The sequence below is a fragment of the Streptococcus sp. HMSC36C04 genome, assembly GCF_001839535.1.
Taxonomy (GTDB): Bacteria; Bacillota; Bacilli; order Lactobacillales; family Streptococcaceae; genus Streptococcus; species Streptococcus hominis.
This window is the reverse complement of record NZ_KV841604.1, coordinates 1-25,298: the sequence shown is the minus strand read 5'-3', so window position 1 is coordinate 25,298 and position 25,298 is coordinate 1. Positions and strand designations below refer to the sequence as shown.

At 39.4% G+C, this 25,298-nt stretch carries 26 protein-coding genes and 1 riboswitch; of the genes, 24 read left to right on the top strand and 2 right to left on the bottom strand.

Going from position 1 to position 25,298, the window contains the following annotated elements; genetic code table 11:
* Nucleotides 1-150: 150 nt before the first annotated feature.
* The 5 genes from pflA to HMPREF3249_RS07160 all read left to right on the top strand — a co-directional run bounded on the left by pflA (nucleotide 151) and on the right by HMPREF3249_RS07160 (nucleotide 4,110).
* The gene (gene pflA, locus HMPREF3249_RS07180) at nucleotides 151-948 is read left to right on the top strand and encodes a pyruvate formate-lyase-activating protein (RefSeq protein WP_059221050.1); all 798 of its coding nucleotides are present in this window, start codon (nucleotides 151-153) and stop codon (nucleotides 946-948) included.
* A gap of 140 nt (nucleotides 949-1,088) precedes the next feature.
* Nucleotides 1,089-2,024: a manganese-dependent inorganic pyrophosphatase gene (locus HMPREF3249_RS07175; RefSeq protein ID WP_003043618.1), complete on the top strand. Its 936-nt coding sequence runs from the start codon at nucleotides 1,089-1,091 to the stop codon at nucleotides 2,022-2,024.
* Nucleotides 2,025-2,073: 49 nt separating this feature from the next.
* The gene (locus HMPREF3249_RS07170; protein ID WP_049533474.1) at nucleotides 2,074-2,586 is read left to right on the top strand and encodes a YiiX/YebB-like N1pC/P60 family cysteine hydrolase; all 513 of its coding nucleotides are present in this window, start codon (nucleotides 2,074-2,076) and stop codon (nucleotides 2,584-2,586) included.
* Nucleotides 2,579-3,250: a DUF1803 domain-containing protein gene (locus HMPREF3249_RS07165; protein WP_059221048.1), complete on the top strand. Its 672-nt coding sequence runs from the start codon at nucleotides 2,579-2,581 to the stop codon at nucleotides 3,248-3,250. The genes HMPREF3249_RS07170 and HMPREF3249_RS07165 overlap by 8 nt, the downstream gene beginning before the upstream one ends.
* A 101-nt stretch (nucleotides 3,251-3,351) precedes the next feature.
* Complete coding sequence (locus tag HMPREF3249_RS07160; protein WP_003043372.1) at nucleotides 3,352-4,110, top strand: CPBP family intramembrane glutamic endopeptidase; 759 nt, start codon at nucleotides 3,352-3,354, stop codon at nucleotides 4,108-4,110.
* 113 nt (nucleotides 4,111-4,223) lie between these two features.
* Here HMPREF3249_RS07160 and HMPREF3249_RS07155 read toward each other — a convergent pair whose 3' ends face one another.
* Nucleotides 4,224-5,669 carry a UDP-N-acetylmuramoyl-L-alanyl-D-glutamate--L-lysine ligase gene (locus HMPREF3249_RS07155; protein WP_059221046.1) on the bottom strand — a complete coding sequence of 482 codons (1,446 nt, stop codon included), beginning with the start codon at nucleotides 5,667-5,669 and terminating at the stop codon, nucleotides 4,224-4,226.
* Between the two features lie 85 nt (nucleotides 5,670-5,754).
* On the opposite strand from HMPREF3249_RS07155, the gene HMPREF3249_RS07150 reads away from it, so the two are divergent.
* The 13 genes from HMPREF3249_RS07150 to HMPREF3249_RS07090 all read left to right on the top strand — a co-directional run bounded on the left by HMPREF3249_RS07150 (nucleotide 5,755) and on the right by HMPREF3249_RS07090 (nucleotide 20,553).
* The gene (locus tag HMPREF3249_RS07150) at nucleotides 5,755-7,383 is read left to right on the top strand and encodes a putative polysaccharide biosynthesis protein (RefSeq protein ID WP_059221044.1); all 1,629 of its coding nucleotides are present in this window, start codon (nucleotides 5,755-5,757) and stop codon (nucleotides 7,381-7,383) included.
* A 240-nt stretch (nucleotides 7,384-7,623) separates the two neighbouring features.
* Entirely contained in the window at nucleotides 7,624-8,718 is a 1,095-nt protein-coding gene (locus HMPREF3249_RS07145; protein ID WP_059221041.1) for a cystathionine gamma-synthase, read from the top strand.
* Nucleotide 8,719: 1 nt separating this feature from the next.
* The gene (locus tag HMPREF3249_RS07140; RefSeq protein ID WP_059221039.1) at nucleotides 8,720-9,886 is read left to right on the top strand and encodes a MalY/PatB family protein; all 1,167 of its coding nucleotides are present in this window, start codon (nucleotides 8,720-8,722) and stop codon (nucleotides 9,884-9,886) included.
* Between the two features lie 69 nt (nucleotides 9,887-9,955).
* Nucleotides 9,956-10,108, top strand: a riboswitch (M-box (ykoK) riboswitch).
* Between the two features lie 263 nt (nucleotides 10,109-10,371).
* Nucleotides 10,372-13,026: a magnesium-translocating P-type ATPase gene (gene mgtA / locus HMPREF3249_RS07135; RefSeq protein WP_059221038.1), complete on the top strand. Its 2,655-nt coding sequence runs from the start codon at nucleotides 10,372-10,374 to the stop codon at nucleotides 13,024-13,026.
* A 97-nt stretch (nucleotides 13,027-13,123) separates the two neighbouring features.
* Entirely contained in the window at nucleotides 13,124-13,753 is a 630-nt protein-coding gene (gene upp / locus HMPREF3249_RS07130) for a uracil phosphoribosyltransferase (protein ID WP_003025639.1), read from the top strand.
* 87 nt (nucleotides 13,754-13,840) lie between these two features.
* Complete coding sequence (locus HMPREF3249_RS07125; RefSeq protein WP_223349572.1) at nucleotides 13,841-14,455, top strand: ATP-dependent Clp protease proteolytic subunit; 615 nt, start codon at nucleotides 13,841-13,843, stop codon at nucleotides 14,453-14,455.
* Between the two features lie 91 nt (nucleotides 14,456-14,546).
* A complete protein-coding gene (locus tag HMPREF3249_RS07120) occupies nucleotides 14,547-14,816 on the top strand; it encodes a YlbG family protein (protein WP_022525177.1) in 270 nt (89 codons plus the stop codon).
* Between the two features lie 82 nt (nucleotides 14,817-14,898).
* Nucleotides 14,899-16,062 (top strand): ABC transporter substrate-binding protein, encoded by a 1,164-nt coding sequence (locus HMPREF3249_RS07115; RefSeq protein WP_003028331.1) that lies wholly within the window; start codon nucleotides 14,899-14,901, stop codon nucleotides 16,060-16,062.
* 390 nt (nucleotides 16,063-16,452) lie between these two features.
* Nucleotides 16,453-17,322 carry a branched-chain amino acid ABC transporter permease gene (locus HMPREF3249_RS07110; RefSeq protein WP_059221036.1) on the top strand — a complete coding sequence of 290 codons (870 nt, stop codon included), beginning with the start codon at nucleotides 16,453-16,455 and terminating at the stop codon, nucleotides 17,320-17,322.
* A gap of 3 nt (nucleotides 17,323-17,325) precedes the next feature.
* Complete coding sequence (locus HMPREF3249_RS07105; RefSeq protein ID WP_049512492.1) at nucleotides 17,326-18,276, top strand: branched-chain amino acid ABC transporter permease; 951 nt, start codon at nucleotides 17,326-17,328, stop codon at nucleotides 18,274-18,276.
* Nucleotides 18,276-19,040 carry an ABC transporter ATP-binding protein gene (locus tag HMPREF3249_RS07100; RefSeq protein WP_003034299.1) on the top strand — a complete coding sequence of 255 codons (765 nt, stop codon included), beginning with the start codon at nucleotides 18,276-18,278 and terminating at the stop codon, nucleotides 19,038-19,040. The genes HMPREF3249_RS07105 and HMPREF3249_RS07100 overlap by 1 nt, the downstream gene beginning before the upstream one ends.
* On the top strand, nucleotides 19,040-19,750 hold the full coding sequence (locus HMPREF3249_RS07095; protein ID WP_003032369.1) for an ABC transporter ATP-binding protein: 711 nt from the start codon (nucleotides 19,040-19,042) through the stop codon (nucleotides 19,748-19,750). Before HMPREF3249_RS07100 ends, HMPREF3249_RS07095 begins: the two co-directional genes overlap by 1 nt.
* 146 nt (nucleotides 19,751-19,896) lie before the next feature.
* The gene (locus tag HMPREF3249_RS07090; RefSeq protein WP_003025613.1) at nucleotides 19,897-20,553 is read left to right on the top strand and encodes a CBS domain-containing protein; all 657 of its coding nucleotides are present in this window, start codon (nucleotides 19,897-19,899) and stop codon (nucleotides 20,551-20,553) included.
* Between the two features lie 66 nt (nucleotides 20,554-20,619).
* Here the strand turns inward: HMPREF3249_RS07090 and HMPREF3249_RS07085 are convergent, their stop codons facing one another.
* Complete coding sequence (locus HMPREF3249_RS07085) at nucleotides 20,620-21,483, bottom strand: YitT family protein (protein ID WP_059221034.1); 864 nt, start codon at nucleotides 21,481-21,483, stop codon at nucleotides 20,620-20,622.
* A 154-nt stretch (nucleotides 21,484-21,637) separates the two neighbouring features.
* On the opposite strand from HMPREF3249_RS07085, the gene tmk reads away from it, so the two are divergent.
* From tmk to HMPREF3249_RS07055, 6 genes are read left to right on the top strand one after another with little or no spacing between them, the layout of a single operon-like run.
* Entirely contained in the window at nucleotides 21,638-22,276 is a 639-nt protein-coding gene (tmk, locus tag HMPREF3249_RS07080; protein ID WP_003028324.1) for a dTMP kinase, read from the top strand.
* Nucleotides 22,273-23,166 (top strand): DNA polymerase III subunit delta', encoded by an 894-nt coding sequence (locus HMPREF3249_RS07075; protein ID WP_059221032.1) that lies wholly within the window; start codon nucleotides 22,273-22,275, stop codon nucleotides 23,164-23,166. The genes tmk and HMPREF3249_RS07075 overlap by 4 nt, the downstream gene beginning before the upstream one ends.
* 33 nt (nucleotides 23,167-23,199) lie before the next feature.
* On the top strand, nucleotides 23,200-23,517 hold the full coding sequence (gene yabA / locus HMPREF3249_RS07070) for a DNA replication initiation control protein YabA (RefSeq protein ID WP_049508256.1): 318 nt from the start codon (nucleotides 23,200-23,202) through the stop codon (nucleotides 23,515-23,517).
* Nucleotides 23,518-23,519: 2 nt separating this feature from the next.
* Nucleotides 23,520-24,386 carry a 16S rRNA (cytidine(1402)-2'-O)-methyltransferase gene (gene rsmI, locus HMPREF3249_RS07065; protein ID WP_059221030.1) on the top strand — a complete coding sequence of 289 codons (867 nt, stop codon included), beginning with the start codon at nucleotides 23,520-23,522 and terminating at the stop codon, nucleotides 24,384-24,386.
* Between the two features lie 2 nt (nucleotides 24,387-24,388).
* The gene (locus tag HMPREF3249_RS07060; RefSeq protein ID WP_070867553.1) at nucleotides 24,389-24,895 is read left to right on the top strand and encodes a methylated-DNA--[protein]-cysteine S-methyltransferase; all 507 of its coding nucleotides are present in this window, start codon (nucleotides 24,389-24,391) and stop codon (nucleotides 24,893-24,895) included.
* 18 nt (nucleotides 24,896-24,913) lie between these two features.
* The gene (locus HMPREF3249_RS07055) at nucleotides 24,914-25,267 is read left to right on the top strand and encodes an arsenate reductase family protein (RefSeq protein WP_049533461.1); all 354 of its coding nucleotides are present in this window, start codon (nucleotides 24,914-24,916) and stop codon (nucleotides 25,265-25,267) included.
* Nucleotides 25,268-25,298 lie beyond the last annotated feature (31 nt).

Here is a 25,298-nt window from a genome sequence, read left to right as displayed (position 1 = left end):
CGAGAGAGTTTTAGATTTCTCTCGTTTTTGAAAAATATTGAAAATGAAACTGAAAAACAGATTATTTTCTAAAAAATAGACAAATTGTGCCTCTATCTAGAAAAGAAGTGTTATAATAGTATTATAAAACGTTTTCAAGAGGATAAGACGATGGAAAAAGAAGTCATTGATTATGGAAAAGTAACAGGTATGGTCCATTCGACTGAAAGTTTTGGAGCTGTTGATGGGCCTGGTATCCGTTTCATTGTCTTTTTACAGGGTTGTAAAATGCGTTGCCAATATTGCCACAATCCAGATACATGGGCAATGGAAACAAATAATTCAAGAGAGCGAACGGTTGAAGACGTTTTGCAAGAAGCGCTTCGTTATCGTGGCTTTTGGGGTAAAAAAGGTGGGATTACAGTAAGTGGTGGTGAAGCCCTCTTGCAGATTAATTTTGTGACGGCTCTCTTTACCAAGGCTAAAGAGCTGGGGATTCATTGTACTTTAGATACTTGTGCGATGCCTTTCCGCAATACGCCAGAGTATCTCAAAGTTTTTGATCGCCTGCTTGAAGTGACTGATTTAGTGTTGCTGGATATTAAAGAAATCAACGATGCCCAGCATAGATTTGTAACAGGACATACTAATAAAAATATTTTGGAATGTGCAAAATATCTATCTGATAAAGGTGTTCCAATGTGGATTCGTCATGTTTTGGTTCCGACTTTGACAGACCGTGATGATGACTTAAAAGAGTTAGGTGAGTTTGTCAAAACCTTAAAAACAGTTGATAAATTTGAAGTGCTGCCGTATCATACAATGGGAGAATTCAAATGGCGTGAATTGGGTATTCCTTATCCATTAGAAGGCATAAAACCACCAACTGCTGATCGAGTAAAAAATGCCAAAGAGCTTATGAAAACAGAATCCTATACCGAGTACATGAACCGCGTACACAATAGTTGATACAAAAAAGTGAAATGTTAATAAGCACTCAAGGAGTTAGCCAGAAAAGCTGACAATTGGGTGCTTTTCTATTACTCTCTTTGTGAAAATCTTAAAATTGTGCTAAAATAGGGTGTATAAAAAGTTTATGAGGTACTATCATGTCTAAAATTTTAGTTTTCGGTCACCAAAATCCAGATTCAGATGCGATTGGTTCAGCTGTAGCCTTTGCTTACCTTGCACGTGAGGCTTATGGATTGGATACAGAAGCGGTTGCTTTGGGAGAACCAAATGAAGAAACAGCGTTTATCTTGGATACTTTTGGTGTAAAAGCACCGCGTGTGGTGACATCTGCAAAGGCAGAAGGAGTTGAGCAAGTCATTTTAACAGACCACAATGAATTTCAACAATCTATTTCTGACATTGCAGAAGTAGAAGTGTACGGTGTTGTGGATCATCACCGTGTAGCGAATTTTGAAACGGCAAGTCCATTGTATATGCGTTTGGAACCTGTCGGTTCAGCTTCTTCTATCGTTTACCGCATGTTTAAAGAAGCTGGCGTAGCTGTACCAAAAGAACTGGCTGGTCTGATGCTCTCCGGTTTGATTTCAGATACCCTTCTTTTGAAATCACCAACTACACATCCAAGTGACAAAGTCATTGCTCCAGAATTGGCTGAATTGGCTGGTGTGAATTTGGAAGAATACGGTTTGGCTATGCTTAAAGCTGGAACGAATTTAGCCAGCAAAACAGCAGAAGAACTGATTGATATTGATGCTAAAACATTTGAATTAAACGGAAATCAAGTTCGTGTGGCACAGGTCAACACAGTTGATATTGCAGAAGTCTTGGAACGTCAAGGTGAACTGGAAGCAGCTATTGAAAAAGCAAACGCAGCTAATGGTTATTCTGACTTCGTTTTGATGATTACCGACATTGTCAACTCAAACTCAGAAATCCTGGCAATCGGTCGCAATATGGATAAGGTAGAAGCAGCTTTCAATTTTGTTCTTGAAAACAACCACGCTTTCCTTGCTGGTGCTGTTTCTCGTAAGAAACAAGTCGTTCCGCAATTAACAGAAAGTTTTAATGCTTAAGAATAGAATAAAAAAGGAGTTTCGGCTCCTTTTTTGATACAATAGTTTTATGAAAATTCAAGATTTACAAAATGGGGATTTACTTTTTGTGTTCAGTCAATCTGATATGGCAGAAGCTATTCAGCGATCAACTGGGCGGTATAATCATGTGGCGATCTTTTTTGACGGCTGGATTTACCATGCGACAAGCGAGCGGGGAGTCATAAAACTGCCGATAGAGGAATTTTTACAGGACGATGAATGTTATGGTGTCTATGTTTTCCCTGATATAGATGCGAAAGCTGTCTGGAAAAGAGCAGAACAACACCTTTACAAGCCTTATAACAATAGCTTTTATCCAAATGCGACAGGTTTTTACTGTTCTGAATATATTGCGGAAATTCTCCCCATTTTTGAAACTATTGCTATGCAGTTCGGTGATGAAGATGAGAAAATTGCTCCTTTTTGGCAGCAGTATTACAAGGAATTGGGGCTAGCTGTTCCTCTTCATCAGCCGGGAACCAATCCTAGTCAATTGGCTCAATCCGAAAAATTAGTTTATAAAGGAAGATTAGATGATTAAAGTAATCAATCCCAGTCGTTTGACATGTCAGCCCTTTTTTCATGAATTGATAAATTACTTAGACCGACATGACGATGTTACTTTGCGAGAGATAAAGCATGAATTTGCAAACTTTTCCAATATTGATCGCTCCATGGAGGAATATATCAAGGCAGGATATGTACTTCGGGAAAATAAACGCTATCGTCAAAGCGTGCCTCTGTTGGAAAATGTGACGGATTTGTCTTTGGATCAGGAAGTCTTTGTGCGAGATGACAGTCCTCTTTATCAAGAATTGCTGAATATGCGTTTTGAGACACATTTAACCAATCAAACAAACCAAGCTATTTTAGTAGAAAAAACGGATTTTCTCAGAGAGCAGTTGACGCTTTCCAATTATTTTTACAGGCTGAAGCAACAATATCCATTGATCAATCAGCAACAAAAACTTTATGATTTGGTAGGAGATGTAAATCCTGAGTATGCTTTAAAATATATGACGACCTTCCTCTTAAAATATGGTCGCAAAACTGAGCTGATGCAGAAACGGCGTGATATTTTTGTAGATGCTCTAGTGATTTTAGGTTATATTGCGCCTAACGAAGCAGGGAAATATGAATTAAAATTGGATTTTGATAAGGAAACATTGACCTTTCGTGTAAAGAAAGCATTAGATAAACCTTAGAATAATAAAATTTTAAGGTTTATTTGATAGATTTATAAGTATAAGGTTTAAGTTTAGCAAGATTTGGTAGTCACTAAATCATTTCATGAAAGGAATGTATCGTGAATCTTTTAGTAAAAATTCGTCTGTCTCAGCCGTTGAAGTATTTGAAATGGTTTGATATTGTCATTGTGACAGCTCTGTTGTTTGGACAATTTATTTATCGTTCAACAGAACTTTATCTTGCGAGCTTGTCACCGTCCACTACGGCAGCAGTAACAGATACAGCTAGTAAAACAGCAAGGGACGGAGCAGCTTATTCCAGTAATTTAGAATTGCAGCTTCTCATGTTAGCTTTGACGATAGCCTATTTAATACTTCGCCGTTTTGACTTTAAGCAGTTGCCGATTCGTTTATCGTGGTCTGTACTCTTTTGGGTTCCATTTATCTTTGCGGTTATGGGGATTCTCGCGGATACAGTGACGACCCTTAGCGGAGAATACAATTATTTTGATCCGCAATTGTGGAAATATATTGATTTGACGGAAATTTTCCGCAAATTTATTGATTTGACACCTATGGCTATTCTCTATGCTTTGCTCAATGGCTTCTATGAAGAATTTTTCTTCTTAGGTTTATTGACCTCAGTAAAAGATAAATATAAGTGGTGGGTTCTTCTTTATTCGACGATTATTCGCGTTTCTTTCCATACCTATCAAGGAATGCTCTGGGCACTGACAATTGGTGTTGGCTTTGGAATTCTCTATTATTTTCTTTACAAATATAAGGTTAAAAACCTCTTACCATTCTTTCTCGTGCATGCACTTGCAGATATGTTTGGGTCAAGTCTGATGTATGTTTTGATTAGTTGGAGAAAGTAAAGTCATAAAGCAAGATTTTGATTTCTGAAGAATTGTGCTCATCTCTCTTTGCTAGTATAAATTTTCTTAAATAATTAAAGGTCGAAAACGTTTGTCTCGACCTTTATTAGTTTCTATAAATATTTTTCTGCAATCGCATAATCACCTGGATAGTTAGCTTTTTTACCATTTATAATTTGGTAGCAATCAGCGCCTTTGCCTGCTAGAATGACAGCATCGCCTTCTTTACTAGTTAAGCCAAGGGCTTTTTTAATAGCTTCTTCGCGGTCAGCAATCATATCAACATCAAAGGATATGTAAGAAGCAATTTCTTTTGCGATGGCAATTGGATCTTCGTAATTTGGATCATCTGCGGTTAAAATCACCGTTAGTTCAGGATGTTGATTCAGCAAGAGGCCAAAGTCCTTGCGGCGACTCTCGCCCTTATTTCCAGTTGCACCGAGCACCAAAATAATCTTACCTTTTTGATGTTCTTGAACGACCGATAGGAGATTAGCGAGACTGACACCATTGTGTGCGTAATCCACAAATACTTTGGCACCATTTTGTTGGGTCAGCACCTCCATACGTCCAGGTACACGTGTGCTTGCGATTCCCTTCTTGATGTCCGCAACGGAAGCACCCAAGCGGAGACAAGCAAGTACAGCGGCAAGCGCATTTTCTTGGTTGAAACGACCAATCAGCTGAATGTCAAATTTCTCTGCTAACTTTCCGCTGGTTTCAAAAGAGAAGGCTTGCGAGTGACGAATTTGATTGTCTGAATGCTGTCCGTAGAAATCATGATCCATGGAAGCAACTTGCTCAGCCAAAACTTCAAAATGGTCCATTTCGCTATTGACCACCACAGCTCGGCTATTTTCCATGAGAAGCCGTTTATGATAAAAATAGTCTTCAAATGTTGGATGTTCAATTGGTCCGATGTGATCAGGACTAATATTGAGGAAAACGCCAACATCAAAGGTCAAACCATAAACCCGCTTTTTCAGATAGGCTTGACTGGAAACCTCCATGATAAGATGAGTTCGTCCATTCTCAACAGCTGTCGCCATCATTTTGAACAAATCCAAGCTTTCCGGTGTTGTCAAAGCAGATTTGAAGAAATGTTCTCCGTCCAGCGTCGTGTTCATGGTAGACAAGAGAGCTGGCTTGTGACTTTGTTGGAGGATATGATAGGCGAAATAAGCAGAAGTGGTCTTTCCTTTGGTTCCTGTAAAAGCGAGCAATTTGAGTTTGTCTTGTGGATTTCCATAAAATTCCATGGCAAGAAGGCTCATGGCTTGTTTTACGTCATTGACTATGAGAGCAGGAATTCCCACTTCAAAATCCATTTCACTGATATAAAGCTGTAGACCCGCTGTCACTGCTTTTTCCAAGAATTCTTTTTTAAAATTGTCACCCTTGACAAAGAAAAGAGTGGAAGCATCCACTTCACGGCTGTCGTAGCTGATTTTTTCAAAAACAAGATTACGATAATGATAAAAATATTGTCCCTTGTCGATAATCTCGCGGAAATTGTGATCGTTTTTTAAAATGTTTAATGCGTTTTCAATTGTTATCATATTTCTATTGTAAACTTAATGGCGAGGTTTTACAAGCGGAAAGGAAAAGTTTATAATAAGATGAGACTATTTTTAGAGGTTATGTATGGACCAACAAACAACAAATCAACAAAAACAAATGCTGCTAGGAACAGCTTGGCTGACAGCTAGTAACTTTATCAGCCGCTTTTTAGGGGCAATTTATATCATTCCTTGGTATATCTGGATGGGGAAACACGGTGCAGAAGCCAATGGATTGTTTACTATGGGCTACAATATTTATGCTTGGTTTCTTCTGATTTCTACGGCAGGAGTTCCAGTTGCAGTCGCCAAGCAAGTCGCCAAGTACAATACGATGGATCAAAAAGATCATAGTTTTACTCTCATTCGTGAATTTTTGAAATTCATGCTCTTGTTGGGGGTCATTTTTGCAGTTGTGATGTATCTTTTATCACCGTTCTTTGCGCGTGTATCAGGAGTTGGGAAAGAGCTGATTCCGGTCATGCAAAGTTTGTCGTGGGCTGTGCTAGTATTTCCAGCCATGAGTGTCATTCGTGGATTTTTCCAAGGTTTTAACAATTTAAAACCGTATGCCATGAGCCAGATTGCTGAACAAGTCATTCGTGTGATTTGGATGTTGCTTGCAACATTCTTCATTATGAAATTGGGCACTAAAGATTATGTTGCTGCAGTGACCCAATCTACTTTTGCAGCCTTTGTCGGTATGTTTGCTAGTATGGCGGTTTTGGTTTATTTTCTTTGGAAGACCAATCTCTTGACATCTATCTTACACAAACCGGCTAATAGTGCTGAAATCAACAGCCGTGCTTTGCTGGTGGATACGATTCGTGAAGCCATTCCTTTTATCATCACGGGTTCTGCTATTCAGCTTTTCCAAATCATTGACCAGATGACATTTATCAATACGATGAAATGGTTCACCAATTATAGCAATTCTCAGCTGGTGGTTATGTTCAGTTATTTCTCTGCTAATCCAAATAAGATTACCATGATTTTGATTGCAGTAGCAACTTCGATCGGCGGTGTGGGGATTCCCTTGCTGACAGAAAACTATGTCAAAGGTGATTTAAAGGCGGCTGCGCGCTTAGTTCAAGATAATTTGAGTATGTTACTGCTGTTTCTTTTACCAGCAACGATTGGTTCTGTCTTAGTAGCGCGGCCATTGTACACGATTTTCTACGGACGACCAGATAGTTTGGCCTTGGGGCTCTTCATTTTTGCTATGTTACAGACGATTATTCTTGGCGTCTATACTGTCTTATCGCCAATGATTCAGGCGCTTTTCCAAAATCGTAAAGCAATTATCTATTTTGGTTATGGAGTTCTTGTTAAGCTCATTTTGCAAATTCCATTTATTTATCTGTTCAGAGCTTACGGCCCCTTGCTTGCGACTACTATTGGACTTATTGTTCCAATCATTCTGATGTACCAACACATTCGTCAAGTAACTGGGCTCAATCAAACCATTCTCTTCAAACGGAGTTTGTTGATTGGAATTTTAACGGCAGTTATGGCTCTTTTGATTGCCATTGTGGAAGTCGTACTTGGATTTGTCTTTCATCCAAGTGGACGCATTTCTAGTATGCTTTATTTGGTTATCATCGGTGGCTTGGGCATCGCTATTTATGGAGCAATGGTTTTGCGAGTCCGTTTGTTAGACCGTTTTATTGGTGAGAAAGCTCAAACCTTACGTCAAAAATTTCATATTCATTAAAAAGCCGAAAGGCTTTTTAATATTGTAGAAAATTTATAAGAATTAAGATATAATGAAATTGGTTATTGTGAGAATAAACATCTATGATTTGATAATCTTTTAATAGCTATTATAGTTATTAACTATATCTAGGTCTTGAAAAGAACAAAACACAGTGCTTTCGTAAGATGATACAATAGAATCACTTAGAAAATATAAGAATTGCTTGATTCCGCTCTTATCTTGTGGAGGTTATTTATTATGGATAAAAAGTTACAATTAGACACGATTTTAGCTCATGCTGGTATTAAAACGGATGAAGCAACAGGTGCCTTGACAACACCTTTGCATTTTTCAACGACCTATCAGCATCCAGAATTTGGAAAATCCACTGGATATGACTATACGCGCACGAAAAACCCAACGCGAAGTAGCTTGGAAAAAACCTTAGCTGCTATTGAAAGTGCGGATTATGCGTTAGCGACCAGTTCAGGAATGAGTGCTATTGTGCTAGCCTTTAGCGTTTTTCCGGTTGGGAGTAGAGTTATAGCGGTTCGTGACCTTTATGGCGGTTCTTTTCGCTGGTTTCATCAAGTGGAGCAAGAAGGGCGCTTTCACTTTACATATGCAAATACGGAAGAAGAATTGCTTGCGGCTTTAACGGAGGATATAGATGTAGTGTATCTGGAAACCCCGACCAATCCGTTAATGCTTGAGTTTGATGTTGCATTTATCGCAGAAAAAGCTCATGCAAAAGGTGCAAAGGTTATTGTAGATAATACGTTTTATACTCCAATTTATCAACGTCCTTTGGAAAATGGAGCAGATCTTGTGCTGCATTCGGCGACCAAGTATTTAGGAGGACATAATGACGTTCTGGCTGGTGCTCTTATGACGAGTGACAAAGAGCTTTATGAGAATCTATTCTACAATCTCAATACGACAGGAGCTGTTTTGTCTCCATTTGATAGTTATCTCTTGCTTCGAGGTTTGAAAACCTTGTCTCTGCGTATAGAGCGTTCAACAAAAAACGCACAAGTTGTAGCAGCTTTCTTGAAAGATTCGCCAGCAGTAAGAGAGGTTCTCTATCCGGGAAAAGGCGGCATGATTTCCTTTAAAGTCAAGGATGAAGCAGTTATTCCACATTTGTTAAACACACTAAAAGTCTTTACCTTTGCAGAAAGCTTAGGTGGTGTAGAAAGCTTGATTACCTATCCTGCGACACAAACGCATGCAGATATTCCAGCAGAAGTGCGGAAATCCTACGGTTTAACAGATGACTTGTTGCGTTTATCCATTGGAATCGAAGACAGCCAAGACTTAATCACAGATTTTAAATTTGCTTTGGAGGTATAATATGAGCAAATACAATTTTCAAACAGCACCGAATCGCTTATCTCACCACACTTATAAGTGGAAAGAGACAGAGACTGATCCTCAATTACTGCCGGCATGGATTGCAGATATGGATTTTGAGGTCATGCCGGAAGTAAAACAAGCGATTCATGACTATGCAGAGCAGTTGGTTTATGGCTATACTTATGCGAGTGATGAGTTGCTCCAAGCGGTGCTGGATTGGGAAAAGAGCGAACATCAATATTCGTTTGATAAAGAAGATATCGTTTTTGTAGAAGGTGTTGTGCCAGCTATTTCCATTGCGATTCAAGCCTTTACCAAAGAGGGAGACGCTGTTTTAATCAATTCTCCTGTTTATCCACCTTTTGCTCGTAGCGTTCGCTTAAACAATCGAAAATTGGTATCTAATTCTCTCAAAGAAGAAAATGGTTTGTTTCAAATTGATTTTGAACAATTGGAAAAGGATATTGTCGAAAATAATGTGAAATTGTACCTTCTTTGCAGTCCGCACAATCCCGGAGGACGTATCTGGGAAAGGGAGGTTTTGGAAAAAATTGGTCACCTTTGTCAAAAACACCAGGTTATCTTGGTATCAGATGAGATTCATCAAGATCTGACCTTGTTTGGTCATGAGCATGTTTCCTTTAATACCATTTCACCTGATTTTAAAGAACTTGCCATTATACTGTCCAGTGCTACCAAGACTTTTAATATTGCAGGGACCAAAAATTCCTATGCCATTATTGAAAATCCTTTATTACGTGCACAATTTCAACGACGCCAGTTGGCAAATAATCATCACGAAGTGTCAAGCCTAGGTTATATTGCGACAGAAACGGCCTATCGCTATGGAAAACCTTGGTTAGTAGCATTAAAAGATGTTTTAGAAGAAAATATTCAATTTGCGGTGGATTATTTTGCCAAAGAAGCTCCGCGGTTAAAAGTTATGAAACCACAAGGAACTTATCTAATTTGGCTTGATTTTAGCGATTATGGTTTGACAGATGATGAACTTTTTACTTTGTTGCATGACCAAGCCAAAGTCATTCTCAATCGAGGAAGTGACTATGGAAAAGAGGGGGAGTTGCATGCAAGATTAAATATTGCAACACCAAAACTCTTAGTAGAAGAGATTTGCAAGAGAATCGTGCGTTGTTTGCCACAATAAGAATGAAAAGAAATTTTCAGAAACAGCCATTTTGGGTTGACAATCGTTCTTAAGAGGAGTATAGTTAGTATGAAAAATCGGTAGGTGAGGCTACCATAGGGATACGGATGACTACCGCAAAGTAGTGGAGACACTATGCGCTGGTTAGCAGTTGAGATCGCTAAGGTTTTGACTAATGTCATTTCATTGCCCTACGGAGTTAAAGCTTGAACGGTAACACAAGACATACAGTCCTGCCATGTTTTTCATGGTAGGATTTTATTGTTTTGAACTGATTTTTTTAAAAAAGGAAACCGTAAGGGAAAGGAGTGAGGAATATGCCAAATGATGATCACCCGAGTCAACAGAAAATCAGTCGATTGCCATATCTGAGCATTCCTCATGCTCCTTTTGGAATCGACTCTAGCAAATGAACGACACCTGAGCAAAAAGCTGTGTGCAGTTATTTTATTGCTTGGATGCGTCTTAGATAGAGGAGAAAATCAGTGAAAACAGCAAAAGAAAGATTAACAAATGCTCTTCATATGTCTGTAGGGGATACGATGACTTTTTTCAACACTTCCAGAGCAGGACTGACAGAAGAGCAAGTTGAAGAAAATCGCGACTTATATGGTGAAAATGAATTGACTAAAGGGCAAGAAGATTCAATTTTTAAAAAAATTTATGAATCCATTATCAATCCTTTTACCGTCATTCTCTTACTCATTGCATTGGTATCCTTGGTGACCAATGTTTGGCTGGCAAAGCCTGGGCAAGAAGATCCGACGACATTTATCATCATTGTTGTCCTTGTCTTGTTGTCTGGTAGTATTCGCTTTGTGCAAGAATTGCGGAGCGACAAAGCAGCCAGCAATCTTTCACGTATGATTGTCAATACAGTGACAGTCGTTCGTGAGGGAAAAGAACAGGAAATTCCAATTACAGAATTAGTGGTAGGAGACATTATTCGCTTGAGTGCAGGAGATATGTTGCCAGCAGATGTGCTAATCTTGGATTCGCGCGACTTCTTCGTGCAACAGTCAGGCTTGACAGGCGAAAGTGATGCTGTTGAAAAAATGGCGCTGGATAAATGTGAGGAAAAAGAGGCAGATAGCTTGCTTGAATCTGAAGCCCTTGGCTTTATGGGAACCAATGTGATTTCTGGTCGTGCCATTGCCCTTGTTCTGGTCGTTGGAGATGATACCAAGATGGGTGCTATTGAGCAAACGCTCAATACTTATGATGAACCAACTTCATTTGAGCGGGAAATGAACAGCATTTCATGGTTGCTCATTCGTCTCATGTTGGTACTTGTACCCATTGTCTTTCTTATCAATGGTCTGACAGACGGGGATTGGCTAGAGGCTGGTGTATTTGCACTTAGTGTCGGTGTTGGTTTGACACCAGAAATGTTACCTATGGTCATCACTGCGAGCTTGGCTAAGGGTTCCATTCTTATGGCAAAAGAAAAAGTTGTTATCAAGAAACTTAATGCTATTCAAGATTTGGGAGCGATTGATATTCTTTGTACGGATAAAACAGGAACGCTGACACAAGATGAGATCGTTTTGGAATATCCGCTTGATATTCATGGAGAGCTTGATTTAGCCGTTCTTCGCAGAGCTTATCTTAATTCGTATTATCAAACAGGGCTAAAAAATCTGATGGATCGTGCTATTATCAATCGGACGGAAAAAGAAGCAGAAAAGCACGAAATCGTTCGTAACTTGGACCAAACTTTTAAGAAGATTGATGAATTGCCTTTTGACTTTGAGCGTCGTCGCATGAGTGTGTTGGTTCGAGATGATGAGAATGTCGTCAGCATGGTGACAAAAGGTGCTCTGGAGGAAATGCTGTCTATTTCAAATTATGTCGAAGACAAAGGGGAAATCCTTCCTTTGACAGAAGAGATTCGCCAAGAAATTTTAGCAGAAGTTGCACAGTTAAATGAACAAGGATTGCGTGTGCTGGGCGTCAGCTATCGCTCAGACTTAGATGCTGACTATGAATACACAGTAGAAGATGAGTCAGACATGATTTTGACGGGTTATCTTGCTTTCCTTGACCCGCCAAAACCTTCTGCAGCGCCTGCTATCAAGGCTTTAACAGAATATGGTGTTGCCACCAAAATTTTGACAGGGGACAATGAAAAAGTCACAGAAGCGGTCTGTGAGAAAGTTGGCTTAGATGCAAAACATATCCTACTTGGCTCTGTGATTGAAACGATGTCAGATGACGAATTGAGCAAGGTGGTTGAAACCACAACTGTTTTTGCAAAATTATCTCCTGACCAAAAAGCGCGTATCATTTTGCAGCTGAAAGCAAATGGGCATAAGGTTGGCTATATGGGAGACGGCATCAATGATGCACCTTCTATGAAAGTAGCTGATGTAGGGATTTCAGTTGATACAGCTGTCGATATTGCTAAAGAAACAGCTGATGTTATCCTGTTAGATAAGGACTTGTTGGTGCTTGAAAAAGGCTTGGTGGAAGGTCGCAAAGTTTATGCTAATATGACCAAATATATCAAGATGACAGTCAGTTCCAACTTCGGGAATATCTTTTCCTTGTTGATTTCAAGTATTTTTCTACCATTTTTGCCTATGGCACCGATTCATTTGATTGTGTTGAATTTGGTCTATGATATTTCTTGTATCGCTTTACCATTTGACAATGTAGATCGTGAATTTTTGCAAAAGCCTCGTATTTGGAGTGCCAAATCCATTACGCGCTTCATGGCTTGGATTGGTCCGATTAGTTCTATTTTTGACTGTTTGACCTTTTTGATTTTGTTCTTTATCATCGCACCGATGATGACAGGTTCTGTTTACCATCATGGTATGTCTAGCGAGTTCATTACTATTTTCCAAACAGGCTGGTTTATTGAGTCCATGTGGACGCAAACCATGGTTATCTATATGCTACGCTCACCTAAACTGCCATTTATTCAAAGCAGACCGGCTTTGTCTGTAGTTATGACAACGCTAGCAGCCGTGTTCTTTGTAACCTTATTGCCCTACGGTCCTTTTGCAGCACTTTTAAAAGTGGCTCCATTAAACGGTACTTATTTCTTATTCTTAATCCTTGTCATGATTTTATATATGGCAAGTATTACGTTTGTGAAGCATCTTTATATTAAGAAATACCATGAATGGTTGTAAGCAATTGACAATCTTTGAAAAGGCTTGTTTGTCACGAGCCTTTTTTATGTTTTTTTGATATAATAAGAAGAATAAATTGAAAGAAGGAAAACCAATCATGGAAAAATTTCAAGTGATCGCACATCCGCTCATTCAGCATAAATTGTCTATCTTACGCCGTACGGATACCTCTACTAAGGCTTTTCGTGAGTTAGTAAATGAAATTGCTATGCTGATGGGCTATGAAGTTTTACGTGACTTACCATTAGAAGATGTGGAAATTGAAACGCCCATTACAAAGACGGTTCAAAAACAATTGGCTGGTAAAAAATTAGCTATTGTCCCAATTTTACGTGCAGGTATCGGTATGGTGGACGGTCTTTTGAGCCTTGTGCCAGCTGCTAAAGTCGGACATATTGGCATGTATCGCGACGAAGAAACCCTAAAACCAGTTGAGTACCTTGTGAAGTTACCAGAAGACATTAGCCAACGTCAAATCTTTGTGGTAGATCCCATGCTGGCGACAGGTGGTTCAGCTATTTTAGCCATTGATTCATTGAAAAAACGCGGAGCACACAATATTAAATTTGTCTGCCTTGTTTCAGCGCCAGAAGGTGTGAAAGCTTTACAAGAAGCTCACCCAGACGTGGAAATCTTTACAGCGGCCCTTGATGATCACTTGAATGAAAACGGCTATATCGTTCCAGGATTGGGAGATGCAGGAGATCGTCTTTTCGGTACAAAATAATGAGTTTTATGTTTGACCTTTTTTGACCAAAAGACTATAATAGTCTCATATTTGAAAAATCTCACTAAAAATTGTTAGTCAGATTAAATATCAGATGAAAAGGAGAATACAATGATTCCTGTAGTTATTGAACAAACAAGTCGTGGGGAACGTTCCTACGATATTTACTCACGCTTATTAAAAGATCGCATTATTATGCTGACAGGTCCTGTTGAGGACAATATGGCTAATTCTATTATTGCGCAATTGCTTTTCCTTGATGCACAAGATAATACTAAAGATATTTATCTTTACATCAATACGCCAGGTGGTTCTGTATCGGCTGGTCTAGCGATTGTGGATACCATGAACTTCATCAAGTCAGATGTCCAAACAATTGTCATGGGGATGGCTGCTTCCATGGGAACCATTATTGCTTCAAGTGGTGCTAAAGGCAAGCGCTTCATGTTGCCGAATGCAGAATACCTGATTCACCAACCAATGGGCGGAACTGGTAGCGGTACGCAACAAACCGATATGGCGATTGCGGCTGAGCATTTGCTGAAAACCCGAAATAACTTGGAGAAAATCCTTGCGGATAATTCAGGGAAAACCATTAAGCAAGTACATAAAGACGCAGAACGCGATTATTGGATGAGTGCTCAAGAAACCTTGGATTATGGTTTCATTGATGAAATCATGGCAAATAATAATTTAAACTAATCATTTGTTTATTACTGTACGAAAAATGTCCTCTGATGGGCATTTTTTTGATATACTTATAAATGATAAAATTAAATTAGAAAGAAAATTCATGTTTAAAAAAGAAGAACGAACAGGTTTGATTGTGTATTTGTATTACAATCGAGATGTGAAAAAAATAGAAACTATTGGCGATATTGTCTACCATTCTAAAAAGCATCGTTACCTCCAGTTGTATGTTCCGACAGAGCAAGTAGAAGAGACGATGCAAAAGTTATCTAAAGAAAAATATGTCAAACAAGTACGGGTTTGTCACATTCAAGAATTGGACACAGACTTTGTTGGAAACTTGTTTAGAGATAAAGAAAACGTAAACATATAAAAAAATCTCATTTACCACTTGACAATTGTCAGATAATTCGATATATTCTAAACATATCATTTCGGAACGAGGAGATAAGAATATGAAGAAAAAATTTGCTCTATCATTTGTTGCCCTTGCAAGTGTTGCCCTTCTTGCCGCTTGTGGGGAAGTAAAGTCAGGTGGCTCCAATACAACTGGTACAAAAGTTGCTGATAAGACTATTAAAATCGGATTCAACTTTGAAGAAACTGGTGCAACAGCAGCTTATGGAACAGCCGAACAAAAAGGTGCCCAACTGGCTGTTGATGAAATCAACAAAGCTGGTGGTATTGATGGCAAGAAACTTGAAGTTGTTGACAAGGATAATAAATCTGAAACAGCAGAAGCAGCTTCTGTCACGACTAACTTGGTAACCCAATCAAAAGTAAATGCAGTCGTAGGACCTGCAACTTCTGGTGCAACAGCAGCGGCAGTTCCCAATGCGACAAAAGCAGGTGTGCCTTTGATTTCACCTAGTGCGACACAAGACGGTTTGACGAAAAATCAAGAATACTTATTCATCGGAACTTTCCAAGACAGTTTCCAAGGGAAAATCATTTCTAAATATGTGACAGAAAAGTTAAAAGCGAAAAAAGTTGTGCTTTATACAGATAACTCAAGTGATTATGCCAAAGGTATCGCAAAAGCTTTCCGTAATGCCTACAAAGGTGAGATTGTTGCAGATGAAAAGTTTGTCGCTGGTGATACAGATTTTCAAGCAGCACTTACCAAGATGAAGGGAAAAGATTTTGATGCGATTATCATTCCTGGTTATTATACGGAAGCTGGTAAAATTGTCAACCAAGCGCGTGGTATGGGAATTGATAAGCCAATCGTTGGTGGTGATGGCTTTAATGGTGAGGAATTTGTCCAACAAGCAACTCCAGCCAAAGCCTCAAATATCTACTACATCTCAGGTTTTTCTTCGACAGTTGATGTCTCAGCGAAAGCTAAGAAATTCCTAGAAGCTTACAAGGCTAAATACAACAATGAAGAACCTTCAACATTTGCGGCACTAGCATACGACTCTGTTTATCTTGTTGCCAATGCTGCCAAGGGTGCGAAAACATCTGTTGACATCAAAGACAATCTTGCCAAGACAAAGAATTTTGAAGGTGTAACAGGTGATACCAGCTTTGACAAGAATCATAATACTGTTAAAACAGCCTTTATGATGACCATGAATAATGGGAAAGTCACAGCAGCTGAAACAGTTAAGCCGTAATCCTTCGCAAGAAATTGCTTAAAATATATTTTATAGTGTATAAAAGAGTAACTATTTATGGTAAGCATCGTAGATAGTTACTTCTCTTTATACGGGCTAAAAGAAAAGAGGCGGGATAAAAGTCTTAGTCTTAAAAATATGTTTCATTAAGGTTTGTAAGACATAGTGATTGATTGTTAGATATGTTTTAAGCTGTTAAAAATCAGTCAACCGTGAAATGAGACTTAAAAGGTTTAAAGGTCTCATTTGCTCAAACTTAGAATAGATGAGTGAGAAAAATCAATTTTTTTGAAATGATGACTTGACTCGCTCTTTTTTCACGATAGATAAGAAAATGTGAACGATCACATAGTTCTTTCTTCTATACTATAATTAGAAAGTGTGGTGGCCATGCTCCAACAACTTGTTAATGGTCTAATTTTAGGGAGCGTCTATGCTTTGCTCGCTCTCGGCTATACCATGGTTTATGGAATTATCAAACTCATCAATTTCGCTCATGGAGATATTTACATGATGGGTGCTTTTATGGGGTATTTCTTGATAAATTTCCTTCATCTTAATTTTTTCCTTGCCTTAATCTTTGCAATGATTGGGACAGCGGCTTTAGGCGTACTAGTCGAATTTTTGGCTTATCGCCCGTTGAGAAATTCGACTCGAATTGCAGCTTTGATTACTGCAATTGGTGTTTCGTTTTTCTTGGAGTACGTGATGGTGTATTTTGTAGGAGCCAATACTCGTTCGTTCCCCCAAGTGATTGAAACGGTTCGTTATAGTTTTGGACCGATTAGTCTCACCAATATCCAATTAATGATTTTGGCTGTTTCCCTAATTTTAATGGTGTTGTTACAAGTCATCGTTCAAAAAACAAAAATGGGAAAAGCCATGCGGGCAGTTTCTGTTGATAGTGATGCAGCGCAGCTAATGGGAATCAATGTCAATCGTACAATTAGTTTCACTTTTGCTTTAGGTTCTGCTTTGGCAGGAGCAGCAGGTGTACTCATCGCGCTTTATTATAATTCTTTGGAGCCTTTGATGGGAATGACACCAGGGTTGAAATCATTTGTCGCTGCGGTACTTGGTGGGATTGGTATTATCCCCGGAGCAGCACTGGGGGGCTTTGTCATTGGTCTATTAGAAACCTTTGCGACAGCTTTTGGTATGTCAGATTTCCGCGATGCGATTGTGTACGGTATCTTAATCTTGATTTTACTTGTCCGTCCTGCAGGTATTCTTGGTAAGAATGTGAAAGAGAAGGTGTAAGCGATGAAAAAGAATGTAAAAGTAAATATTCTATGGTTTGTGCTCCTTCTTGCCGGTTACGGTTTGCTGACTCTCCTTGTCAGCGCTGGAGTTTTGAATGATTTTTACTTGCAAATCTTACAACAAATCGGTATTAACATTATTTTAGCAGTAGGGTTGAATTTGATTGTCGGCTTTTCTGGTCAATTTTCTCTGGGGCATGCTGGCTTCATGGCAATTGGTGCTTATGCAGCTGCAATTATTGGTTCGAAATCTGCTACCTATCCTGCCTTTTTTGCGGCTATGGTGTTAGGGGCATTGATTGCAGGAGCAGTCGCTTTGATTGTCGGGATTCCTACTCTTCGTTTGAAGGGCGATTATCTAGCAATTGCCACGCTTGGGGTTTCTGAAATCATTCGGATTTTAATCATCAATGGAGGCGATTTGACCAACGGAGCCGCAGGTATCTTGGGTATTCCTGCTTTTACCAATTGGCAAATGGTGTATTTCTTTGTAGTTATCACAACTATTTTAACCATCAATTTCTTGCGCAGCCCAATTGGACGAGCAACCTTGTCAGTTCGTGAAGATGAAATTGCAGCAGAATCTGTGGGGGTCAATACCACTAAAATCAAAGTCATTGCCTTTGTTTTTGGAGCGATGACAGCTAGTATCGCAGGCTCACTCCAAGCAGGATTTATTGGCTCTGTTGTGCCGAAAGATTATACTTTTATCAATAGTATCAATGTCTTGATTATTGTGGTATTTGGTGGTCTTGGTTCTATGACTGGTACCATTGTTGCAGCGATTGTTTTGGGAATTTTAAACATGGTGCTTCAAAATGTAGCAAGCATTCGGATGATTATCTACTCTCTTGCTTTAATTTTAGTGATGATTTTCCGTCCGGGAGGACTTCTTGGCACATGGGAATTGAGCCTATCACGCTTCTTTAAAAAAGATAAGGAGGTCAACTAATGGCGCTTCTTGATGTAAAAAACTTAACAAAAAATTTCGGCGGGCTGACTGCTGTTGGCGATGTTACCTTGGAGCTGAATGAGGGCGAATTAGTCGGTCTCATTGGTCCAAATGGTGCTGGAAAAACAACTTTGTTTAACTTACTGACCGGTGTTTATGAACCAAGTGAAGGAAGCGTGACCTTGGATGGGCATTTGCTCAATGGCAAGGCACCTTATAAGATTGCTTCTTTAGGACTCAGTCGGACATTCCAAAATATTCGCTTGTTTAAAGATTTGACAGTCCTAGAGAATGTCTTGATTGCTTTTGGAAATCACCACAAAGCACATGTTTTTGCTAGCTTCTTTCGTTTGCCAGCTTTCTATAAAAATGAAGCAGAATTGCGTGAGAAAGCATTGAAATTGCTAAAAATCTTTGACCTAGACGGTGAAGCAGAAACACTTGCTAAGAATTTAGCTTACGGTCAACAACGCCGTTTGGAAATCGTGCGTGCTCTAGCAACAGAGCCTAAAATTCTTTTTCTTGATGAGCCTGCTGCGGGAATGAATCCGCAGGAAACAGCAGAATTGACAGAGTTAATTCGTCGCATAAAAAATGAATTCCAAATCACAATCATGCTGATTGAGCATGACATGAGCCTAGTTATGGAAGTGACGGAACGAATTTATGTATTGGAGTATGGTCGTTTGATCGCACACGGAACTCCTGACGAGATTAAAAATGATAAGCGTGTTATTGAAGCCTATCTGGGAGGTGAAGCCTAATGTCTATGCTAAAAGTTGAAAATCTTTCCGTCCATTATGGCATGATTCAGGCTGTCCGAGATGTCAGCTTTGAAGTCAACGAGGGCGAAGTTGTTTCTCTCATCGGTGCCAATGGTGCCGGAAAAACAACGATTCTTCGAACCATTTCAGGACTGGTTCGTCCAAGTGCAGGAAAAATTGAGTTTCTAGGAAATGAAATTCAAAAAGTTCCTGCTCAGAAAATTGTAGCAGCAGGGCTTTCTCAGGTACCCGAAGGACGCCATGTTTTCCCAGGCCTGACTGTTTTGGAAAACCTAGAAATGGGTGCTTTTCTAAAGACAAATCGTGATGAAAATCAAGCGAATCTAAAAAAAGTCTTCTCACGCTTTCCGCGCTTAGAAGAACGTAAAAATCAAGATGCTGCAACTCTTTCTGGAGGTGAGCAGCAGATGCTTGCTATGGGACGAGCTCTTATGTCTACTCCCAAACTTCTGCTTTTAGATGAGCCTTCAATGGGACTGGCTCCTCTCTTCATTCAAGAAATTTTTGATATTATTCAAGATATTCAAAAACAAGGCACAACTGTTCTATTGATTGAGCAAAATGCTAACAAAGCCCTCTCAATTGCCGACCGTGGCTATGTTTTAGAAACAGGAAATATTGTCTTGTCTGGCACAGGAAAAGAATTGCTCGCTTCCGATGAAGTCCGCAAGGCTTATCTCGGTGGGTGAAAAAAGGAGAAAGAAGTGGTTTTCTACTTCTTTTTTATTCACTAATAATATTCTTGAAAACATAGGTAAGTAGATTGAAAGCGTTTGAAATAAACTAGAAAATACAGTATAATAGAACTGAAAGATCAAAGATAAAGGAGATTCCCATGGCAGTTAAAGATTTTATGACACGAAAAGTAGTGTACATTAGTCCAGACACGACGGTAGCGCATGCGGCGGATATTATGCGGGAGCAAGGATTGCACCGGCTTCCTGTTATTGAAAATGACCAATTGGTCGGTTTGGTGACTGAAGGAACGATTGCCGAAGCAAGTCCTTCAAAAGCGACCAGCTTGTCTATCTATGAGATGAATTATTTGCTAAACAAGACCAAAATTAAAGATGTCATGATTCGTGATGTGGTGACGGTATCACAATTTGCTAGTTTGGAAGATGCTACTTACTTGATGCTGAAAAATAAAATTGGCATTTTGCCAGTGGTGGACAACCAGCAAGTATACGGCGTCATTACAGATCGTGATGTTTTCAGAGCCTTTCTTGAAATTGCTGGCTATGGTGAAGAAGGTATTCGCGTGCGTTTCATTACAGAAGATGAAGTCGGTGTGTTGGAGAAGATAGTGCATTTGATTGTCGAAGAAAATCTCAACATCTCTAACGCTGTTAATATTCCACGCAAAGATGGCAAGGTTATCATTGAAGTTCAAATTGATGGCAATGTGGATTTGCCGGCTTTAAAAGCGAAATTTGAAGACAAAGGTATTCAGGTAGAAGACATTACCCGTACGTCAGCAAAAGCATTATAAAATAACAAAAACGCATGAGAGCAGTCTTTTAACTGTGATCATGCGTTTTTTATAATGGGAGCAAGATTATTTCTGAATAGGTTGCTTATTGACATCTAAGGTAAAGCCTTCACCAAGGATTTCATGGGCATCTGTAATGGTAATAAAGGCATGTGGATCGACGCTATGAATAACTTTTTTCATGGATTGCATTTCGTTTCGTCCAACAACGCAGTAAATGAGTTTCAGATCATTCTCGCTGTAGTAGCCTTGTCCATTGATAAAAGTAATTCCACGACCGAGATCTTCGTCAATTTTCTTTGCTAATTCTTCTGGATGGCTAGTGATAACCATGAAGCCCTTGCCGGCATAACCGCCTTCACCAATCAAGTCAATTACTCGTGAAGCGATAAAGACAAAAATCAAGGTATAAGTCACTAAGCGAACATCTTTAAAAACAAGTATAACGAAAATAAGGACGCAGAAGTCTACAGTAAACATCAATTTTCCCATGGAGATATTCGTATACTTGTTAGCGATTCGAGCAATAATATCGGTACCGCCAGTCGTACCACCGGCATTGAAAACAATTCCTAGTCCAACGCCAGCAATAATCCCTGTCAGAAGCGTCACAATCACGAGGTCGCCTTCAAGGTTAATCACGAAAGGGATTTTTTCAAAGACCGCCAGCCAAGCAGAAACGGCAAAAGTCCCTAAGATACTAGAGTACAAAAGCCGCGATCCAAAAATTTTCCAAGCAATAATGAAAAGAGGAATGTTGATGATGAGATTCATCAGTGAAACAGGAATCTTAAAAAGATAGTATGTAATGAGGGTCACACCAGTTGCGCCTCCCTCATACAAATGATTCGGAATAATCAGATAATTGATTGCAAAAGCAAAAATTCCAGCTCCTAGAATAATCGTTAGATAGTTTTTAAACTTAGACATAATAACCTCCTAATAATTTCTGTACATTCTATTGTATCAAATCTTGAAAACTTATGTATCATTTTGAAAAAATTTTTTTAAACTTTTTCTGGCAATGATTTTTCTGGAGTTTTTTGTTAAAATAGAAAGGAGAAAAAGGAAGAAATGAGTTAGTATGGCAAAAGGAATATTCATCTCTTTAGAGGGACCAGACGGTGCAGGAAAATCAAGTGTTTTAGAAGCCTTGATTCCGATTTTAGAAGCAAAAGGGCAGGCGTTTGTCACTACGCGTGAGCCTGGTGGAGTGGCAGTTGCGGAGAAGATTCGCGATGTTGTTTTAGATCCGAAGCATACGGAAATCGATGAAAAAACGGAATTGCTCCTCTATATTGCCAGTCGTAGGCAACATTTGGTGGAACGTATTTTACCTGCTTTAGATCGTGGTGAAATGGTGCTGGTGGATCGCTTTATTGATAGTTCGGTGGCGTATCAAGGTTTTGGTCGAGGCTTGAAGGTGGCTGATATTGATTGGCTGAATGATTTTGCGACCGACGGTTTGAAGCCAGATTTGACCCTTTATTTTGATATTGAAGCAGAGGAAGGCTTGGCTCGTATTGCTAAGAGCAAAGAGCGTGGTGCGGACCGCTTGGATCGTGAAAGTGTGGAATGGCATCGGCGCGTGCGTGAGGGGTATTTGTCTATTCTTGAAAAAGAGCCAAACCGTGTGAGAAAAATCGATGCTAGTCAGCCACTAGAAAAGGTCGTTGCAGATACTTTAGCAGTATTGGCAGAACGAGTTGAGAGTTTAAGATGAAAATAGAAGAATTAGCTCAGTTGCAGCCAGTTTTGTTTGAGCGTTTTGAGCACATTTTACAGCAACATCGGCTGAATCATGCTTATCTGTTTACAGGGGCTTTCGGCAGTTTTGAAATGACTCAATGTTTGGCACAGAGCTTGTTTTGCACCAATAAAAATGGCGTTCTTCCTTGTGGAGAATGTCGAAATTGTCGGTTGATTGAGGAAGAGGATTTTTCAGATGTGACAGTCGTCCGTCCTGTCAATCAGATTATCAAGACAGAGCGTGTCCGAGAACTAGTGCGTAATTTTTCTCAGTCAGGGTTTGAAAGCAGCAAGCAAGTGTTTATCATTTGTGATGCGGACAAGATGCATGTCAATGCAGCTAATTCGCTGTTGAAGGTCATTGAAGAGCCGCAAAGTGAAGTGTATATTTTCTTGTTGACAGCGGATGAAAATCTTATTTTGTCCACGATTAAAAGCCGAGCGCAGCTATTTCATTTTCCAAAAAATCAAGTCTATTTGCTTGAAAAATTGGAGCAGGCTGGGCTGATAAAGACACAAGCAGAATTGTTAACTGCTTATAGTCAAACAGAAGAAGAAGCCCTACGTTTGGCGGCCAGCCCAGCTTTTTTTGACTTGGCAGCAGAATGTGAGCGTTTTGCATCGCTTTGCTTAAATCGAAAAGAGGCCGCTTATTTGCAGGTTGCGAAGTTGGCTAGTCTGGCAGATGATAAGGAAAAGCAAGAACAGGTTTTGAAACTCTTGGAGCTTCTCTTTGCAAAAGAAATGCAAACAACGTGGGGACGCTTCTATTTAGAAGGTATATTTACAGCAAGAAAAATGTGGCAAGCCAATGTTAATTTTCAAAATGCACTAGAATATATGGTGTTACAAGAAAGAGAATGATGGCTACGTTGGTACAGGAAAATGGTAGTGAGGATGAATAAAAAAGAATTATTTGATGCTCTTGATGAATTTTCTCAAAATCTGCTTGTTACTTTAGCAGAAGTAGAAGCGATTAAGAAAAATCTGAAAAGCGTGGTGGAAGAAAATGTAGCGCTGCGCTTGGAAAATGATAAATTAAGAGAGCGATTAGGACAGGTAGAGCACGCAGCAACACCAAAAACAAAAAGAAACCGGGATAATTTGCGCAAACTCTATGAAGATGGTTTTCATGTGTGCACAGATTTTTATGGGCAACGCCGTGAAAATGATGCAGAATGTATGTTTTGTGATGAATTACTTTTTAGGGAGTAAGCATGCAGATTCAAAAAAGTTTTAAGGGTCAGTCTCCTTATGGGAAGCTCTATCTGGTGGCAACTCCGATTGGGAATATGGACGATATGAGTATCCGTATGGTAAATACTCTGAAAGAAGTCGATTTCATTGCAGCAGAAGATACCAGAAATACTGGTCTGTTGCTCAAGCATTTTGACATTGCTACGAAGCAGATTAGCTTTCATGAGCATAATGCCAAAGAAAAAATCCCTGATTTGATTCGTTTGCTGAAAAGTGGTCAGGATATTGCGCAGGTTTCGGATGCCGGCTTGCCTAGCATTTCGGATCCAGGGCATGATTTAGTCAAAGCTGCTATTGCTGAGGAAATCGCAGTAGTGACTGTACCTGGTCCCAGCGCAGGTGTTTCAGCTTTGATAGCTAGTGGTCTTGCTCCGCAACCTCATATTTTTTATGGATTTTTGCCACGCAAGGCTGGTCGGCAAAAAGAGTTTTTTTCTAATAAAAAAGCCTATCCAGAGACACAGATTTTTTACGAATCTCCTCATCGGGTTAAGGCTACTTTAGAAAATATGCTTAGTATTTATGGAAATCGCTCCGTTGTTCTGGTACGGGAATTGACTAAGATTTATGAGGAATACCAACGTGGCTTGATTTCCGAAGTGATAGACCATATTTCAGAAAATCCGCTTAAGGGCGAATGCTTGCTGATTGTGGAAGGAGCGAGCGAAGAAGTGGTTGAGCAGTCAGAAGCGGATTTGTTGGCAGAGATTGATTTTCTAGTAGCAGCAGGAGCAAAGAAAAATCAAGCTATCAAAGAAGTGGCTAAAAAATATGGTTGGAATAAGAGTGAATTATATGCTCGTTATCATGAGCAAGTCAGTGAGTAAAAATGACTTTTTATAAACAAATTTATACTTCCCCTTTAGGAGAAATGTCTTTAGTTGCTGATGAGACAGGGCTTATTGGAGCCTGGTTTCTCAAGCAGAAATATTTTGAGCGTGGTTTAGAGAAGGCCACGATGCCAGTAGAAAATGATATTCTGAAAAAAACTCGTCTTTTGCTAGATGATTATTTTAGCGGAAAGTATCCAGACTTTTCGGGTCTTCCTTTAGCTGTTGTTGGGACAGATTTTCAACAACGGGTCTGGGCTTATTTGCAAACTATTCCTTACGGAGAAACAGTTACTTATGGTCAGATAGCAAAGAAGTTAGGTAATCGTTCTGCGCAGGCTGTTGGCGGTGCTGTAGGTAGAAATCCTTTTTCTATCATCGTTCCTTGTCATCGGGTGCTAGGAAGTCAAGGACAACTAACTGGCTATGCTGGGAGATTAGACAAGAAAATATGGCTTTTGGAGCATGAAGGCGTAGAGCTTAGCGAGAAAGCTTTAGATAAATGATATAAATGGAGAAATGATATGTTACGATTTATTGAATATCCAAAATGTTCGACCTGTCGCAAAGCTAAGGCTGAATTAAACCACTTGGGTCTGGACTTTGAAGCAGTAGACATTGTCAAGGAAACACCGAGTAAAGAGAAAATTCTAACTTGGATGGAAAATTCTGATTTAAACATCAAATCTTTCTTCAACACTAGTGGACTCAAATATCGTGAGCTAGGTTTGAAAGATAAACTATCAGGATTGTCCGCAGGAGAAGCCGCAGAGCTTCTAGCAACCGATGGTATGCTCATCAAGCGTCCAATCTTAGAAAAAGACGGAAAAATCCTGCAAATAGGCTACCGCACAGAATATGCAATATTAGATTTGTAAATGATAAATTGTAAAATATAGTGCAACAAAA